Source organism: Rhizobium sp. YIM 134829 (assembly GCF_046546455.1).
The window spans coordinates 232,064-245,659 of sequence record NZ_JBKHKI010000003.1; the positions used below are offsets into that span (position 1 = coordinate 232,064).

Annotated in this window: 15 protein-coding genes; 8 read left to right on the plus strand and 7 right to left on the minus strand. The window is 64.6% G+C overall.

From position 1 onward, the window contains the following. Positions 1–137: 137 nt before the first annotated feature. Positions 138–341 (minus strand): YdcH family protein, encoded by a 204-nt coding sequence (locus tag ACLE20_RS07905; protein ID WP_410939721.1) that lies wholly within the window; start codon positions 339–341, stop codon positions 138–140. 302 nt (positions 342–643) lie between these two features. Here ACLE20_RS07905 and ACLE20_RS07910 point away from each other — a divergent pair, with 302 nt between their 5' ends. Beyond that, on the plus strand, positions 644–817 hold the full coding sequence (locus ACLE20_RS07910; protein WP_410939722.1) for a YdcH family protein: 174 nt from the start codon (positions 644–646) through the stop codon (positions 815–817). A gap of 641 nt (positions 818–1,458) precedes the next feature. Here ACLE20_RS07910 and ACLE20_RS07915 read toward each other — a convergent pair. Beyond that, positions 1,459–1,719, minus strand: a complete 261-nt coding sequence (locus ACLE20_RS07915) for a metalloregulator ArsR/SmtB family transcription factor (RefSeq protein ID WP_323103606.1) — start codon at positions 1,717–1,719, stop codon at positions 1,459–1,461. 246 nt (positions 1,720–1,965) lie between these two features. On the opposite strand from ACLE20_RS07915, the gene ACLE20_RS07920 reads away from it, so the two are divergent. The 5 genes from ACLE20_RS07920 to ACLE20_RS07940 all read left to right on the plus strand — a co-directional run bounded on the left by ACLE20_RS07920 (position 1,966) and on the right by ACLE20_RS07940 (position 7,182). Next, positions 1,966–2,619 carry a thiamine phosphate synthase gene (locus ACLE20_RS07920; RefSeq protein ID WP_410939723.1) on the plus strand — a complete coding sequence of 218 codons (654 nt, stop codon included), beginning with the start codon at positions 1,966–1,968 and terminating at the stop codon, positions 2,617–2,619. An 8-nt stretch (positions 2,620–2,627) separates the two neighbouring features. After that, complete coding sequence (locus ACLE20_RS07925; RefSeq protein WP_410939724.1) at positions 2,628–3,911, plus strand: tetratricopeptide repeat protein; 1,284 nt, start codon at positions 2,628–2,630, stop codon at positions 3,909–3,911. A gap of 198 nt (positions 3,912–4,109) precedes the next feature. Then, on the plus strand, positions 4,110–4,910 hold the full coding sequence (locus tag ACLE20_RS07930; protein ID WP_410939725.1) for an inositol monophosphatase family protein: 801 nt from the start codon (positions 4,110–4,112) through the stop codon (positions 4,908–4,910). 175 nt (positions 4,911–5,085) lie between these two features. Continuing rightward, complete coding sequence (locus ACLE20_RS07935; RefSeq protein WP_410939726.1) at positions 5,086–6,150, plus strand: flagellar motor protein MotA; 1,065 nt, start codon at positions 5,086–5,088, stop codon at positions 6,148–6,150. A 3-nt stretch (positions 6,151–6,153) separates the two neighbouring features. Next, on the plus strand, positions 6,154–7,182 hold the full coding sequence (locus ACLE20_RS07940; protein ID WP_410939727.1) for a peptidoglycan -binding protein: 1,029 nt from the start codon (positions 6,154–6,156) through the stop codon (positions 7,180–7,182). Between the two features lie 81 nt (positions 7,183–7,263). Here the strand turns inward: ACLE20_RS07940 and ACLE20_RS07945 are convergent, their stop codons facing one another. After that, positions 7,264–8,211, minus strand: coding sequence for a Bug family tripartite tricarboxylate transporter substrate binding protein (locus tag ACLE20_RS07945; RefSeq protein ID WP_410939900.1), 948 nt, complete (start codon positions 8,209–8,211; stop codon positions 7,264–7,266). 219 nt (positions 8,212–8,430) lie between these two features. Continuing rightward, positions 8,431–10,263 carry an ABC transporter transmembrane domain-containing protein gene (locus ACLE20_RS07950; protein ID WP_410939728.1) on the minus strand — a complete coding sequence of 611 codons (1,833 nt, stop codon included), beginning with the start codon at positions 10,261–10,263 and terminating at the stop codon, positions 8,431–8,433. Positions 10,264–10,502: 239 nt separating this feature from the next. On the opposite strand from ACLE20_RS07950, the gene rpmE reads away from it, so the two are divergent. Then, positions 10,503–10,724: a 50S ribosomal protein L31 gene (rpmE, locus tag ACLE20_RS07955; protein ID WP_023516320.1), complete on the plus strand. Its 222-nt coding sequence runs from the start codon at positions 10,503–10,505 to the stop codon at positions 10,722–10,724. Between the two features lie 153 nt (positions 10,725–10,877). On the opposite strand, the gene ACLE20_RS07960 is transcribed toward rpmE, so the two are convergent. The 3 genes from ACLE20_RS07960 to ACLE20_RS07970 form a co-directional block, all read right to left on the minus strand. After that, complete coding sequence (locus tag ACLE20_RS07960) at positions 10,878–11,396, minus strand: DUF1465 family protein (protein WP_410939729.1); 519 nt, start codon at positions 11,394–11,396, stop codon at positions 10,878–10,880. 404 nt (positions 11,397–11,800) lie between these two features. Continuing rightward, on the minus strand, positions 11,801–11,989 hold the full coding sequence (locus ACLE20_RS07965) for a DUF1192 domain-containing protein (RefSeq protein ID WP_410939730.1): 189 nt from the start codon (positions 11,987–11,989) through the stop codon (positions 11,801–11,803). Further along, on the minus strand, positions 11,970–13,304 hold the full coding sequence (locus ACLE20_RS07970) for an MFS transporter (protein ID WP_410939731.1): 1,335 nt from the start codon (positions 13,302–13,304) through the stop codon (positions 11,970–11,972). The genes ACLE20_RS07965 and ACLE20_RS07970 overlap by 20 nt, the downstream gene beginning before the upstream one ends. Before the next feature lie 133 nt (positions 13,305–13,437). Here ACLE20_RS07970 and ACLE20_RS07975 point away from each other — a divergent pair, with 133 nt between their 5' ends. After that, entirely contained in the window at positions 13,438–13,593 is a 156-nt protein-coding gene (locus ACLE20_RS07975; RefSeq protein ID WP_410939732.1) for a hypothetical protein, read from the plus strand. Positions 13,594–13,596 lie beyond the last annotated feature (3 nt).

Here is a 13,596-nt window from a genome sequence, read left to right on the forward strand (position 1 = left end):
GATGGCGACTTGCGGGGCGCTCGTCTGGCTCACGGCCGGCTCCTCCTGGACTTTCCCGGGGTCGGCCTGCAGCGCGATGCCCGGTTCATGCGAAATGATGTGACGGCGGGTCCGGCCGGATCGTCCGGCAGGCCGGGTCAGGCGATGATGTCGGGGATGATCTGGTCTTCGATCTTGCTGATCTTGTCCTTGATCGCCAATTTCTTCTTTTTCATCCGCTGGATGCGCAGCGCGTCGCAGCCGATCTGGATCATCGCGTTGATCGCGACGTCGTAATCCTCATGCTCCTGGCGCAGCCGCGCCACGCTCAGTCTGAGTTCGGCCTGATCCTGATCTGGCATGCCTGTGCGTTCCCGTCGGCCCCGGCGCAACCGCTTTGGCCGCGCTCTCGATTTTGTGTGCCCCGCGTGATCCCTAACCGGGAGACCCGATCGGCGCAAGGCGAAGCGGCCTCCAGCCCCTCATTGCGCTCGCCCCGCGCGGGCGGCGCTTCCTCTAGCACGGATCGGGGAGTAACGGGAAGTTACCCCTAAGAGCGAAATCGGCTTCGACAAATCACCGATCGCGTGGCACACTTTCTTGGTTAGAACCTGGAACACCCGGCGCTCGCGACCGGGTGCAAGCAAGAGGAAGGGACTGCCACATGAACATTGAGGCTCATCTCGCAACGCTTGAGAAAAAACACGGTGTTCTGGAGCAGGAGCTGCATTCCGCACTTCTGCAGCCATCCACGGATGACACGACGATCGCCGACATCAAGCGGCGGAAGCTGCGCTTGAAGGACGAAATCGCCAAGATTCGCTCCACGCTTCACTGAGTCTGACGCAGAGTGGCATTGAAACAAGCAGGGGATCGACGGAAGTAACGGGCACCCGGACGAACGACCGGCAGGCCCTCGTTTTGCAGACCGCGTAATGATGGATCTGTCCATCTCTGGTCGCGTTCACGTTGAATCCCACCCCTGCCCGCCGCTGGTTCACCGCGGCGGGCAGTGTCGTTCTGGGCCTCGAACATGCGCCTGCGTTTCGATTGCTGTTCGCGCTTAGTTGGGGGTAACAGTTACTGAGCCCCGCTCGGTAAAGGACGACTGCCGTCAGCCCTACCTTCCAGCCGACCAAAGCTCAGAGCCCTACAGGCGAACCCGAGGTCCGGCAGCGCAGGAGCCCAAGCGCGATGCAGCAACCCTGCATCACAACGTCGTGGCCGAGTTCCGTTAGTCACAGGCTACATTGTGATGCGCGCCAAAGCCCGCGACTTTCGGGGACGCCGCGTCACATCACCGAAATTTCGTCCGTCGCTTACGAAGACGACGCAATGACCGACCGGTAAGGCAGCGTCTATGTGACGCCGCGCTTGTCCAGCTTGCTCAAGTGCCTGCAAAGGCCGGCAACCACAGCAGTGGCCTTGCCGGGTCGGCTATGCATGGGCGCCGTTAGCGACGGGGCGGGCAGACGTGACTCAGGACCAGAATTGATCCAGCCAGAGATTGACCTTGTCGAAACCCGGCTTGTTGATGGCGTAAATGCGTTTCGTGCCGCTCGGGGAGACCGACACGAGGTTCGATTCCAGCAGCGCCTTCAGGTGCTGAGAGACGGCTGGACGGCTGATCGGAAGGCCTTCTGCCAGTTCGTTCACCGTGCGTGGGGCACGGCGAAGTTCTTCCAGCAGGTAGCGGCGGTTCGGGTCAGAAATGGCTTCGAAAGGGTCAGTGGTAGACATATTAGTAATCTAAGAGAAAGCATTCTCGTTCGCAAGCATTTTGTGCATCGCGAAGATATTTTTTTCGACTTTCTTATTTAAATGCTCGCGCACCCACCCGGCCATCGCTTGCCGCCGCCATGGGATGCCGGGTCGGCAGGCCCCCGGGCGCGCCGCTCTGTTGATCCAAGCGAAGAGAGAGGGTAACGCTCGCTTATGTCCCTGCTGAAGAGCCGGGTCAGACCGCTGAGCCGCTGGAGAGACTGCATGAGCCTGACCGATGATCGCTGCCGCCTCGTCCTGGTCCTTCCGGACATGGACGATCTTGCGCTGCGCCGGCGCTTCACCGAAGAGGCCTTGCGCGGCGGCGATGTCGCCTCGGTGATCCTGCCGCAATATAGGCTCGACGACCAGAGCTTCCAGAAACATGCCGAGGCGCTGGTGCCGGTCATCCAGGCCGCGGGCGCCGCGGCGCTGATTGCCGGCGATACCCGCACGGCCGGCCGCGCCAAGGCGGATGGGCTGCATATCGACGGCAATCAGGCGGCCGTCGCCGAGGCCGTCGAGAAGTTCACGCCGAAGCTGATCGTCGGCGGTGGCAATGCCGCCGATCGCCATCACGCGCTGGAGATCGGCGAGGCCAAGCCCGACTATATCTTCTTCGGCCGGCTCGACGGCGACATCAAGCCGGAGGCGCATCCCAAGAACGTTGCACTCGGCGAATGGTGGGCGGCGATGATCGAGATCCCCTGCGTCGTGATGGGTGGCAGCGATCCGGCCTCGGCCCTGACGGTTGCCGAGAGCGGCGCGGAGTTCGTCGCGCTCTCGCGCGCCGTCTTCGATGTGCCGGAGAATGCTGCCCAGGTGGTGGCCGCCGTCAACGCGCTTCTGGACGAAAAAGCGCCACGGTTTGAAGCTTAAGAGCGGACATGTCTGACCGCTGCGCCCTCGATGTCCACCGTCTCCGCCTCGCGGCGCTTCTCGTCGCCCTGCTGGCGCCGATCGTCGGTGGTCCGGGACTGGCGCTGGGACAGGAGGGACTGCCGGGCGTCACGCCGCAGCCCCCGGCCGGATTCGTCACCTCCGATGAGCCGAGCGATGCCGATGTGGGGGCCGCTGAGTCGGACATGCAGGCGCCGCCTGCCCCATCAGCTGATGCCGCGCCGGACGCCGATGGCGATGTGCTGCCGAAGCGCGGTCGCATCACGCCCTTCAACGGCGCGGTCCTCCCCGAAGGGGCGATCCCGACGCTCGAAAAGCCGGGTAGCGGTCGCAGTGCGCCTCAGGATGGCATCGCGCCGTCCGGTGGCGTCAATGTGCTCGACCGCATGGGTGCGGAGCTTCCCGCTTTGCCGGCCGAAAAACCATTCGAGGGCAAGCCGGACGAAGCCTACGGCGCCTTCCAGCGCGGCTATTATCTCACGGCGCTCGGCCTGGCTCTGCCGCGCGCCCAGCTCGGCGACCGTGCTGCGCAGACGCTGGTGGCAGAAATTTTCTCGCAGGGGCTTGGCGTCGCGCGCAACGACAAGGATGCCGCCTTCTGGTACGGCCAGGCAGCCAATGCCGGCGATCCGGCTGCAATGTTCAAATATGCCGTTCTCCTGATGGAGGGCCGGCAGGTCCCGCGTGACAAGGCCCGCTCCGAGGAACTCATGCACAAGGCGGCCGATCTCGGCAATGCCTCTGCCCAGTTCAACTATGCGCAGCTCCTGACCATCGACAAGCCGGGCCCGGCGGGGCTCAAGGCGGCGCTGCCCTATTACGAGGGGGCGGCGGTGCAGGGCATTGCCGATGCGCAATATGCGATCTCGCAGATCTATCTGAATGTCGACGGCATTCCGGAGGAGAAGCGGGCGCGGGCCCGCGACTGGCTGCTGCGCGCCGCAAGCGCCGGCTTCGATACTGCGCAGCTCGACGCCGGTATCTGGCTGGTCGAGGGCATTGGCGGGCCGCGCAACCTCGAGCAGGGTTTTCGCTGGATGCTGATTGCTGCCAACTCCGGCAATGTGGCGGCACAGAACAAGCTCGCCCATCTCTATATCAATGCGATCGGGACGCGACCGAACCCGGTCGAGGCCGCCAAATGGTATGTGCTTTCGCGCCGCGCCGGGCTCAAGGATGAGGCGCTCGAGGATTTCTACCTCGGGATCGGCGAGGATCAGCAGCGCGCCGCCCGCGCCGCGGCCAACCTTTTCCGCGCCGTGCGGAGATAGGTCCGGCCGTCCGTCACCGCGGCCCGCCCTTGAATTCGGCCGGGTTTTGTGTTTATGAAGCGAGCTTCGACCCGGCCGCCCTCGCGGCGGGTTCCCTTGTCTGGCGCCCTCCACGCGGACCCATCCGCGGCGCCGACCGTTTTGTGACATCCAGCAGCGCCGTTCCACGGGGTCGGCCTTTTTCGACAGGAATCCGAGATGGCCCGTTCCGCTCTCCTCAATGTTATGGTTCAGGCCGCCTTTAAGGCGGGCAAGGCGCTGGCGCGCGATTTCGGCGAAGTCCAGAACCTGCAGGTTTCGATGAAGGGGCCGGGTGATTTCGTGACCCAGGCCGAGCGCAAGGCCGAGAAGGTGATCCGCGAGGAGCTTCTGAAAGCCCGCCCGACCTATGGCTATGCCGGCCACGGCGCCGAAGAGATCGCTGGCACCGACGGCGCGCATCGATGGATCGTCCACCCGCTTGATGGTCTTGTCAATTTCCAGCATGGCATTCCGCATTTCGCCGTGTCGGTGGCGCTCGAGCGCCAAGGCGAGATCGTCAATGCCGTCATCCTCAACCCGGCAACGGACGAACTCTATACGGCGGAGCGCGGTGGCGGCGCCTTTCTGAACGACCGGCGCCTTCGGGTCGCGGCCCGCCGCACGCTTGCCGATGCCGTGATCGGCGCCGGCTCGCCGCATCTCGGCCAGGGGCATCATGGCCGCTATCTCGTCGAACTGCGCCATGTGATGGGCGAAGTCGCCGGCGTTCGCCGCTCCGGCTCCCCCGCGCTCGACCTCGCTTATGTTGCGGGCGGTCGCTATGACGGGTTCTGGGAGCGTGATCTGGAGGCCTGGACCATGGCGGCCGGCATCCTCCTGATCCGCGAATCCGGCGGCTGGGTCGCCGATATCGATGGCGGCAACAAGCCGCTCGAGGACGGGTCGATCATCGCCGGCAACGAGCATATCCGCAAGGCGCTGCAGGAAGTCCTGCATCGGCCCGTGCCGACGCGCTGAGCCGCCCTCACTCCGCCGTCATTTTCACGCTTCCTCCCGGTGACGCCTGCCGGCAACAGCCGGCACGCGACGCCGGGCCCGGCGCTGCATTTTGCCCCGTGAATCGATTTCGGGATCAGGAAGAATGCGCTAGTGTCGCCCGCGCGCAGGCGGATGAGGAAGAGAGAACAGGCATATGGCAAAGCTGACAATGTCCGGCGAGGAACTGGGGCCGGGCGACGGGTATAATCCGGACAAGCTTTCAAGCCCGATGGTGTTTTTCTGGATCATGGTGATCTTCCTGATCATCGTCGGCTTCGTCGGCGCGATCCTCTTCCGCCAGGCCCAGACTGCATTCCTCAGCAATCCCGGCTTGAACGGGCTCATTCTGGGCGTGCTGCTGATCGGCATCCTGCTGGTGTTCAGCCATGTGCTGGGGCTGAGGCCAGAAGTCCGCTGGTTCAATTCATTCCGCGCCGCCGGCAGCGCCGACAAGGTGGGGCGCGATCCGGTCCTGCTCGCGCCCATGCGGGCACTGATCGGCCGCCGCCATGCCATGGCGATCTCCACCGCTGCACTTCGTTCGATCCTCGACAGCATCGCCGCCCGGCTCGACGAATCGCGCGATACCTCGCGCTATCTGATCGGCCTTCTCGTCTTCCTCGGCCTGCTCGGCACCTTCTGGGGTCTGCTCGGTACCATCGGCTCGATCAACACGGTCATCCAGTCGCTGGATGCCGGGTCGGGCTCGACCGGCGACGTGCTCTCGGCGCTGAAGACCGGCCTCTCCGCGCCGCTTTCCGGAATGGGCACGGCCTTCTCCACCTCGCTCTTCGGTCTGTCCGGCTCGCTCATCCTCGGCTTTCTGGACCTGCAGGCCGGCCGGGCACAGAACCGTTTTTACACGGAACTCGAAAACTGGCTTTCCTCCGTTACCGACGTGTCGTCCGACCTCAGCTTCTCCGGCGATGCGCGCGGCCTGCCGGCCGATGACCTCAAGGCGCTGGCGGAGCAGCTGTCGCGGGTCAATCCGGAGAACGGCAACCAGCGCGCCGCCGCCGCCATGGCGAGCCTTGCCGATGGCATCCAGGGTCTCGTCAAGAACATGCGCGGCGAGCAGCAGATGCTGCGCGACTGGATCGAGGCGCAGCAGGAGGAGGCGAAATCGCTCCGCCGCACGCTCGACAAGCTCGCCGTGCGCATCAATGCCACCGAGCGTCTGCCGCCGCCCGAGCGCAGCGACGACGCGCGGAAGGATTGAGCCATGGCACTCCGTCGAGGCCGCCACCAGCGGACGGTCGATTACTGGCCGGGTTTTGTCGACGCTTTGTCGACGCTTCTGCTCGCCATCATGTTCCTTCTCTCTGTCTTCGTGATGGCCCAGTTCATCCTGAGCCGGGAGATCAGCGGCAAGGACGAGGTGCTGACCCGGCTGAATAGCCAGATCAACGAGTTGACCCAGCTGCTCGCGCTGGAGAAGAGCGGCAAGCAGGATCTGGAGGACTCGCTCGCCAATCTACAGGCCTCGCTCAGCAGCTCGGAGAGCGAGCGCTCGCGGCTGCAGTCGCTGCTCGATCAGGGCAGCGGCACCTCCGCCAGCGCCAATCAGCGGATCGGCGACCTCACAGGCCAGCTCGAGAATGAGCGCCAGGTCAGCACCCGCGCCATGAGCCAGATCGACCTGCTCAACCAGCAGATCGCGGCGCTTCGCAGCCAGATTGCTGCCGTCGAGGCGGCCCTGCAGGCCTCGGAGGCCAAAGACAGCGCCTCGCAGACCAAGATCGCCGATCTCGGCCGGCGCCTGAACGTCGCGCTTGCCCAGCGCGTCCAGGAGCTCAACCGCTACCGCTCCGACTTCTTCGGGCGCCTGCGGGAAATTCTCTCGGATCGAGAAAACATCCGCATCGTCGGTGACCGTTTCGTCTTCCAGTCGGAGGTTCTCTTTCCCTCCGGCGGCAATGAGCTGAACCCGCAGGGCCAGCAGGAGATGGAAAAGCTCGCCACCGCCCTGCTCGATCTCGCCAAGGAAATCCCGCCGGAGATCAACTGGGTGCTACGGGTCGATGGACATACGGACAATGTGCCGCTCTCCGGTACGGGCCGCTATGCCGACAACTGGGAACTTTCCTCAGCCCGTGCGACCTCGGTCGTCAAGTTCCTCATTTCGAAGGGTGTTCCGGCCGACCGGCTTGTCGCCGCCGGCTTCGGCGAATTCCAGCCGATCGCACCGGGCGATACGAAAGAAGCCCGCGACCAGAACCGCCGGATCGAGCTGAAGCTCACCGAGAAATAGACCAGAGCCAGAGGCTGGACACAGCAAGGCCGGCGGATCCCTCCGCCGGCCTTGCTGTGTCAGGATCAGGGTAGACCTGCCTCAGTCCAGGCTGACATTCGCCTCGCGCACGATCGGCGTCCACTTGGCGAGTTCGGCCTTTACATGCGCGCCAAGCTCGTCCGGGGTCGAGGCAACGATGGTTGCGGAAAAATCGGTCATGCGCTTGGCGACATCGGGATCGGCCATCGCCTTCTTCGCCGCCGCGTTCAGCCGGTTAACGACGTCGGGCGGCGTGCCCGCCGGGGCGAAGAGCGCGTTCCAAGTATAGGTCTCATAGCCTGGAATCGTCTCGGCAATGGCGGGAACGTCCGGGAAGGAGGGCGCCCGCTTGGCAGTGGTGACGCCGAGCGCGCGCAGCGTTCCCGAGGTGATGTGGCCGGAGGAGGAGGGCAGATTGTCGAACATGATCGGCACCTGGTTGCCGATCACATCGTTCAGCGCCGGGCCGGCGCCCTTGTAGGGAATATGCTGCATGGTCACGCCCGCCAGCGTCTTGAACAATTCGCCGGAGAGATGCAGCGGCGTGCCGTTGCCGGACGAGGCATAGGCATATTTGTCCGGTTCGGCCTTCAGCAGCGCCACGAGCTCCGCCACCGTCGTGGCCGGGAAGTCCGGATTGACGACGAGAACGTTCGGGACCAGCACCAGCAGCGAGACGGGCGCAAAGTCCTTTTCCGGATCGTAGGGCTTGGTCTTCAGGATCAGAGGGTTGAGCGCGTGGGTCGCGACCGTGCCCATCAGGATCGTGTAGCCGTCCGCCTCGGCGCGGGCCACATTCGAGGCGCCGAGATTGCCGCCGGCACCGGCGACATTCTGGACGATCACCTGCTGGCCGAGATCGTCCGACATCTTCTGCGCCACGATGCGGGCGACGACGTCGGTGGAGCCGCCGGCCGCAAAGGGCACGACCATGGTGACCGTCCGCTCCGGGAACTCGGCATGGGCCGGTCCGAACAAGGCGGCAGCCAGGGCGGCGCCCGCGAACATGCGCGATAGGAATGACATGGCAAATCCTCCCATTTGTCATTGCGTTCAGCACCCGCCACCTCCATGGCGGGCACATCCAGAGGATTTGAGGGGCAGGGTCCGAGCCTGGCAATGGCTCTCGGCGGCTCGGGGAGGCGAGAGATCAGGTTTGGCGGTACCGATGTCCCCTTTGCCGCCCAGTGGACGCTCGGCGTGGGTGATTTTCCACCCATCGCCGTCCTACAGGCCGGCGACGGTCTTCCCGATGGCGCCGTCGATGCTGCCCTGCCCATGATCGAACTGCAGCCGCGCGAGGCGAGCATAGAGACCCCCTTGGCGGCTGAGGGACGCATGCGTTCCCTCTTCGACGATCCTCCCCTGATCCATGACCAGGATACGGTCGGCCTTGAGGACGGTCGCCAGCCGGTGGGCGATGACCAGCGTCGTGCGGTTCTCCATCAAGCCGTCCAGCGCCCGCTGCACCAGCGTCTCGCTTTCCGCATCGAGGGCCGAAGTCGCCTCGTCGAGGAGCAGGATCGGCGCATCTTTCAGGATGGCCCGGGCAATCGCGATGCGCTGGCGCTGGCCGCCCGAAAGCGTGATGCCGCGCTCGCCGGCCAGTGTCTCGTAGCCCTGCGGCAAGCGGCGGATGAATTCGTCGGCCTGCGCCGCGATCGCCGCCGCCTCCACCTGCGCACGGGTGGCGCCGGGGCTGCCGAAGGCGATGTTGTCATGGATCGAGGCGGCGAAGATGGTGACATCCTGCGGAACGATGGCGATCCGCCGCCGCAGCGCGTCCGGCGCCAGGCTGCGCAGATCGGCGCCTTCGACCAGGATCCGGCCGGAGACGGGATCGTAGAAGCGCAGCAGCAGCGCGAAGACCGTGCTCTTGCCGGCGCCGGAGGGGCCGACGATCGCCACCGTCTCTCCCGGCTTGACCGCGAAGTCCAGGCCGCGCAGGCTCTTTTCCTGCGGATGGGTCGGATAGGCGAATTGTACCGTCTCGAAGGCGAGCGCGCCGCGGGGCGGCTCCGGCAGCGCGACCGGCAAAGGCGGAGCGGCGATCGCCGGCTCTTCCCTCATCAATTCGCGGATGCGCTCCGCGGCACCGGCAGCCTGGGAGAGCTCGCCCCAGACTTCGGACAGCGCGCCGAGGCTGCCGGCAGCAAAGACCGAGTAGAGCAGGAACTGGCCGAGTGTGCCCGGCGACAGCGTGCCGGCAAGCACGCTCTTTGCCCCGAACCACAGCACCGCGACGACGCTGCCGAAAATCATGGTGATGGCGAAGGCGGTGAGGGCCGAACGCGCGGTGATGGCCGCCTTGGCAGCGCCGAAGGCGTCCTCCACAGCGTCCCCATAGCGGCTGCGGGCCAGCGTTTCTGCGGTGAAGGCCTGGACGGTGCGCATGGCGCCGATCGCCTCGCCGGCATAGGCGGCGGCACCCGCCAGCCGGTCTTGCGCCTCACGCGAGCGGCGGCGCACGGAACGGCCGAAGCCCACCAGCGGGAAGACGATCAGCGGAATGGCCAGGAGTACGAGGCTGGAGAGTTTCGGGCTCGTATAGACCATCATGATGATGGCCCCGAGACAGAGGATGATGTTGCGCAGCGCCACGGAAGCCGTGGCACCAACGGCCGACTTGATCTGCGTGGTATCGGCCGTCAGCCGCGAGACGATCTCGCTCGACTGATTGACGTCGAAGAAAGAGGGCGAAAGCCGCGTCACATGGTCGAAGACCTCGCGCCGGAGATCGGCTACCACTCGCTCCCCCAGCGTGATCACGAAGTAATAGCGGGCAGCACTTGCCAGCGCGAGCACGACGGCCAGCACCACCAGCATGGAGAAGTAGGTGTCGATGAACTGGCCATCGGCGGCGGTGAAGCCATGATCGACCATGCGGCGCACGGCAAGCGGCAGGGTCAAGGTGGTCACCGCGGCGGTGACGAGCGCGATGCCGGCACCCAGCACCAGCCCGCGATACCGCTTTACATAGCGACCGAGGCTTGCCAGCGGGCGGAGCGAAGCCCGGCCGGTGGTCGTCTTGTCCGCATTGTCTGCCACGCTACACTCCATCCCTGCTTCATCGCGGCGTCCGGTCGCGCGCCACGGGGCGAGGCGGAAAGGACGGCACCGTCATCCCCGGTCCGCAGCCCGACAGGCCTTGTTATCCCGGGGGGCTTCATGTATAGGCACGCCATCCCATTGAAAAGCCGTGGTCCGGAAAGAGGTCTGCGGCTTCCTTATCGTGTTCGGTCCCTCTGCCGCAACGGGTTGCGACAAGAAGACCCAGGAACTCTCTTAGGAAGAGCATCATGAAGGCTGACATCCATCCCGCATACCACACGATCAAGGTGGTCATGACCGACGGCACCGAATACGAAACCCGCTCGACCTGGGGTTCGGAAGGTGCGACCATGAACCTCGAGATCGACCCGAAGTCCCATCCGGCCTGGACCGGCGGCAACCAGCAGCTCATGGACCGCGGCGGCCGCGTCTCCAAGTTCAAGAAGCGCTTCGAAGGCCTCGGCCTCTAAGTCTGACTTCGGTTCACGGTTCGAAAAGCCCGGCTTTGTCCGGGCTTTTTGCTGTTCGGGCTGTGAGTCTCAAAAAGAGGTTTTGACATTACCCACAGCAAAAAGCCCGGTCAGGCCGGGCTTGTGCAGATGCAGTCGAAGCAAGGAGTGGGATCAGCTGGCGCCGAAGGCGGTCTGCAACAGGTTCAGCTGGGCTTTCACGCCGTTCTGATTGTCCGGAACGAAGCTCGAGGCTTCCTGAGGGCGATAGATTTCGCGGTCGAGCAGGGCGACGCGGTTCTGAAGGCGCAGCGAACGGTCGATCAGGTCGCGGAAGCCTTCCGGCAGTTCGTTCCAGCCGGGCGCCGTACGGTCGACATTGAAGCTATCGAGGCGGACCTTGTTCTTCTCAGAAAGAACCTGATCGCGGGTCATCTCGCCATTGTTGACGGCGCGCTGCAGGAGAAGCCAGGACGCCATCTGCATCAGCCGGGTGGTGAGCCGCATCGATTCCGCCGCGTAAAGCACCGATGCCATCCGGGGCAGGACCTTGGAGGCTGCACGGCCGGGCCCGTCGAGATAGCTTGCGGTCTCCTCGACCAGGCCCATGCCCTCCGAATAGAGCGCCTTGAACTGCGCCGAAGAGGCGGCATGGCCTGCAAAACTGACGGTGTTCAATCCGCGGTCGGACATGGCGCATTCCCTGGTTAGACGCATTGACTCGGTCAGGTAACGGGCTTCTCGATAAAAAGTTTCTAACGAGGCCCCTTGCAGATAGGAAGAATGGTCCTGTCGCCGGTCTGACGCAAGTCTATTCTTAAAGAAGGGTTAATCTCCACAGCTGCCACCTCGCCTCCGCCAATACCCCCAGGCAGACGCGCGCTCTCTAGCCGAAACCCTTCCATCGGCACAGTCTTTTCTGTGTGAGCCGGGTCTTGGGCCAAATTGGGGCAAAAAAAGAGCCGCTGAAAGCGGCTCTCAAGGTAAAACAGGGAGAAATCAGACGGTTCCTCGAAAGGAAGTGTCTGCGTCCAGAGCGATCTGGATGTCCCCATCTATAAAGCAGAATGCTTAACCGCCGGTTAATCGCAAAGCGCTTACTTGAAGAAGCGTTCGGCTGCGGCGCGGCTACCCGCCTTCCGCTCACGTTCAGCGGCGAGCCGCGCGATCTCCGCCTCGAGCAGCGCGATGCGCGCGGTCAGCTCATCGGCCGAGAGCAGCGAGAGATCGGCGCCGATCTCATGCGCCGTTTTGCGGGCTGGGCGGTCATCCTCCGGCAGTGTCATGCGCTTTTGCCTCCTTGCTGTCGTCCGGCTCGATCAATGCCTCTGGATTGGCCGCCTGCGGGGCAGTCGGCTCGGCGGCCGTCATGGCCCGAGGCGACAGGCTCAGGCTTTCCGGCGTGCTCAGCGTGCCGGTCGCCGACATGGTCGTGGCATAACTATCGCGGGACTCGACCGGCACGGGCGCCCGGCGGCGCGAGCGGAAGATTGCATAGCCCGCGACCAGAACATGGGCGCAGGCGGTGATCATGAACAGCGAATAGGGTCCCATAGCGCTCATGATCGGCCCGCCGAGCGTCGGCCCGATGATGGTGCCGACGCCATAGAGCAGCAGGAGCCCGCCGGACACTTTCACGAAGTCTTCCGGAGCCGCGAAGTCGTTCGCATGCGAGGCGGCGATGGGATAGAGCGCATTGGCCGCGGCACCATAGAGGCAGACAAGCGTGAAGAGCATCGTCGTGTTCGAGGGTTCGAAGAAGAAGATCAGCAACCCGGCCAGCGCCGCGACGCTCGCGAGTGCGGCCAGCACATAGCGCCGGTCCATGCGGTCCGAGAGCCGACCGGCCGGAAATTGCGCCATGGCGCCGACGAAGATCACCGAGGAGACCATCAGGGCCACATCCGCATCGGTCAGGCCGGCGCGCTTGGCGAAGACCGCGGCCAGCGTGCCATAGGCGCCATTGGCGATGCCGACCATCAGAATGCCGAGGAAGGAGACCGGCGAATTGCGATAAAGCCCACCGAGATCGAGCTTCACCTGCTTTAGCGGCTGCGGCGAGACTGCGGTGGAGACCAGCGTCGGCAGCATGGAGAGGCAGTAGACGATGCCGCAGATCATGAAGAGCACGGTGGTGGCGATATCGCCGAAGGGAACGATCAGCTGGCCGCCGACCACGCCGAACAGGGTGATGGCGATATAGAGCGAAAAGATCGCCCCACGGCTCTCATTTGTCGCCCGCTCGTTCAGCCAGCTTTCGATGATCATCGAGGTGCCGGCGGTCGAAAAGCCCGTGACGGTCCTGAGCAGCACCCACCAGATCGGATCGACCAAGATGCCGGTCAGGAGCGCGATGATGGCGAGAAAGGAGGAAAAGATGCTGAAGGCGCGGATATGGCCGGCGCGGCGCACGATGCTGGGCGCGAGCAGGCAACCGAGCACGAAGCCGCTTGCCCAGGAGGTGCCGAGCAGGCCGAGCAGGGTCGCGGAATAACCTTCCGCCGTGCCGCGCATCGGCAGCAGAAGGCTGTGCAGCCCATTGCCCAGAAAGAGAAAGAGCGTGCCGAGCAGGAGGGAGGCGACAGGGATCAGGTTTTTCATACGGGTTCTGCTTGCGTCCGGGCTGCGGAGCGTGAAGGTAAGGCGAGCCGGCCGGAAATGCCAGCCGGAATGCGCCGCGTACCCCCACCCACGCGCCACGCCGCAACCCCCGCATGATGGAGATCCCCCGCGAATGTCCAAGGCCCTCGCGCTGCTGCTCATGGCCATGATGGCCCTGCATCTCGTCAAGCCGCTCGGCATTCTGGGGCTCAAGCGGCGTGGTGACGTCTGGAAGATCGCCGTCTTTGCGCTCGCGGCGATGATGCTGACCGTGCTCGTGAGGCCCTGACGA

Bases quoted from the DNA above. Each gene is read 5' to 3' on its own strand.
- ACLE20_RS07905 (WP_410939721.1), bottom strand. From the start codon at position 341: ATGCCAGATCAGGATCAGGCCGAACTCAGACTGAGCGTGGCGCGGCTG.
- ACLE20_RS07910 (WP_410939722.1), top strand. From the start codon at position 644: ATGAACATTGAGGCTCATCTCGCAACGCTTGAGAAAAAACACGGTGTT.
- ACLE20_RS07915 (WP_323103606.1), bottom strand. From the start codon at position 1,719: ATGTCTACCACTGACCCTTTCGAAGCCATTTCTGACCCGAACCGCCGC.
- ACLE20_RS07920 (WP_410939723.1), top strand. From the start codon at position 1,966: ATGAGCCTGACCGATGATCGCTGCCGCCTCGTCCTGGTCCTTCCGGAC.
- ACLE20_RS07925 (WP_410939724.1), top strand. From the start codon at position 2,628: ATGTCTGACCGCTGCGCCCTCGATGTCCACCGTCTCCGCCTCGCGGCG.
- ACLE20_RS07930 (WP_410939725.1), top strand. From the start codon at position 4,110: ATGGCCCGTTCCGCTCTCCTCAATGTTATGGTTCAGGCCGCCTTTAAG.
- ACLE20_RS07935 (WP_410939726.1), top strand. From the start codon at position 5,086: ATGGCAAAGCTGACAATGTCCGGCGAGGAACTGGGGCCGGGCGACGGG.
- ACLE20_RS07940 (WP_410939727.1), top strand. From the start codon at position 6,154: ATGGCACTCCGTCGAGGCCGCCACCAGCGGACGGTCGATTACTGGCCG.
- ACLE20_RS07945 (WP_410939900.1), bottom strand. From the start codon at position 8,211: ATGTTCGCGGGCGCCGCCCTGGCTGCCGCCTTGTTCGGACCGGCCCAT.
- ACLE20_RS07950 (WP_410939728.1), bottom strand. From the start codon at position 10,263: ATGGAGTGTAGCGTGGCAGACAATGCGGACAAGACGACCACCGGCCGG.
- rpmE (WP_023516320.1), top strand. From the start codon at position 10,503: ATGAAGGCTGACATCCATCCCGCATACCACACGATCAAGGTGGTCATG.
- ACLE20_RS07960 (WP_410939729.1), bottom strand. From the start codon at position 11,396: ATGTCCGACCGCGGATTGAACACCGTCAGTTTTGCAGGCCATGCCGCC.
- ACLE20_RS07965 (WP_410939730.1), bottom strand. From the start codon at position 11,989: ATGACACTGCCGGAGGATGACCGCCCAGCCCGCAAAACGGCGCATGAG.
- ACLE20_RS07970 (WP_410939731.1), bottom strand. From the start codon at position 13,304: ATGAAAAACCTGATCCCTGTCGCCTCCCTCCTGCTCGGCACGCTCTTT.
- ACLE20_RS07975 (WP_410939732.1), top strand. From the start codon at position 13,438: ATGTCCAAGGCCCTCGCGCTGCTGCTCATGGCCATGATGGCCCTGCAT.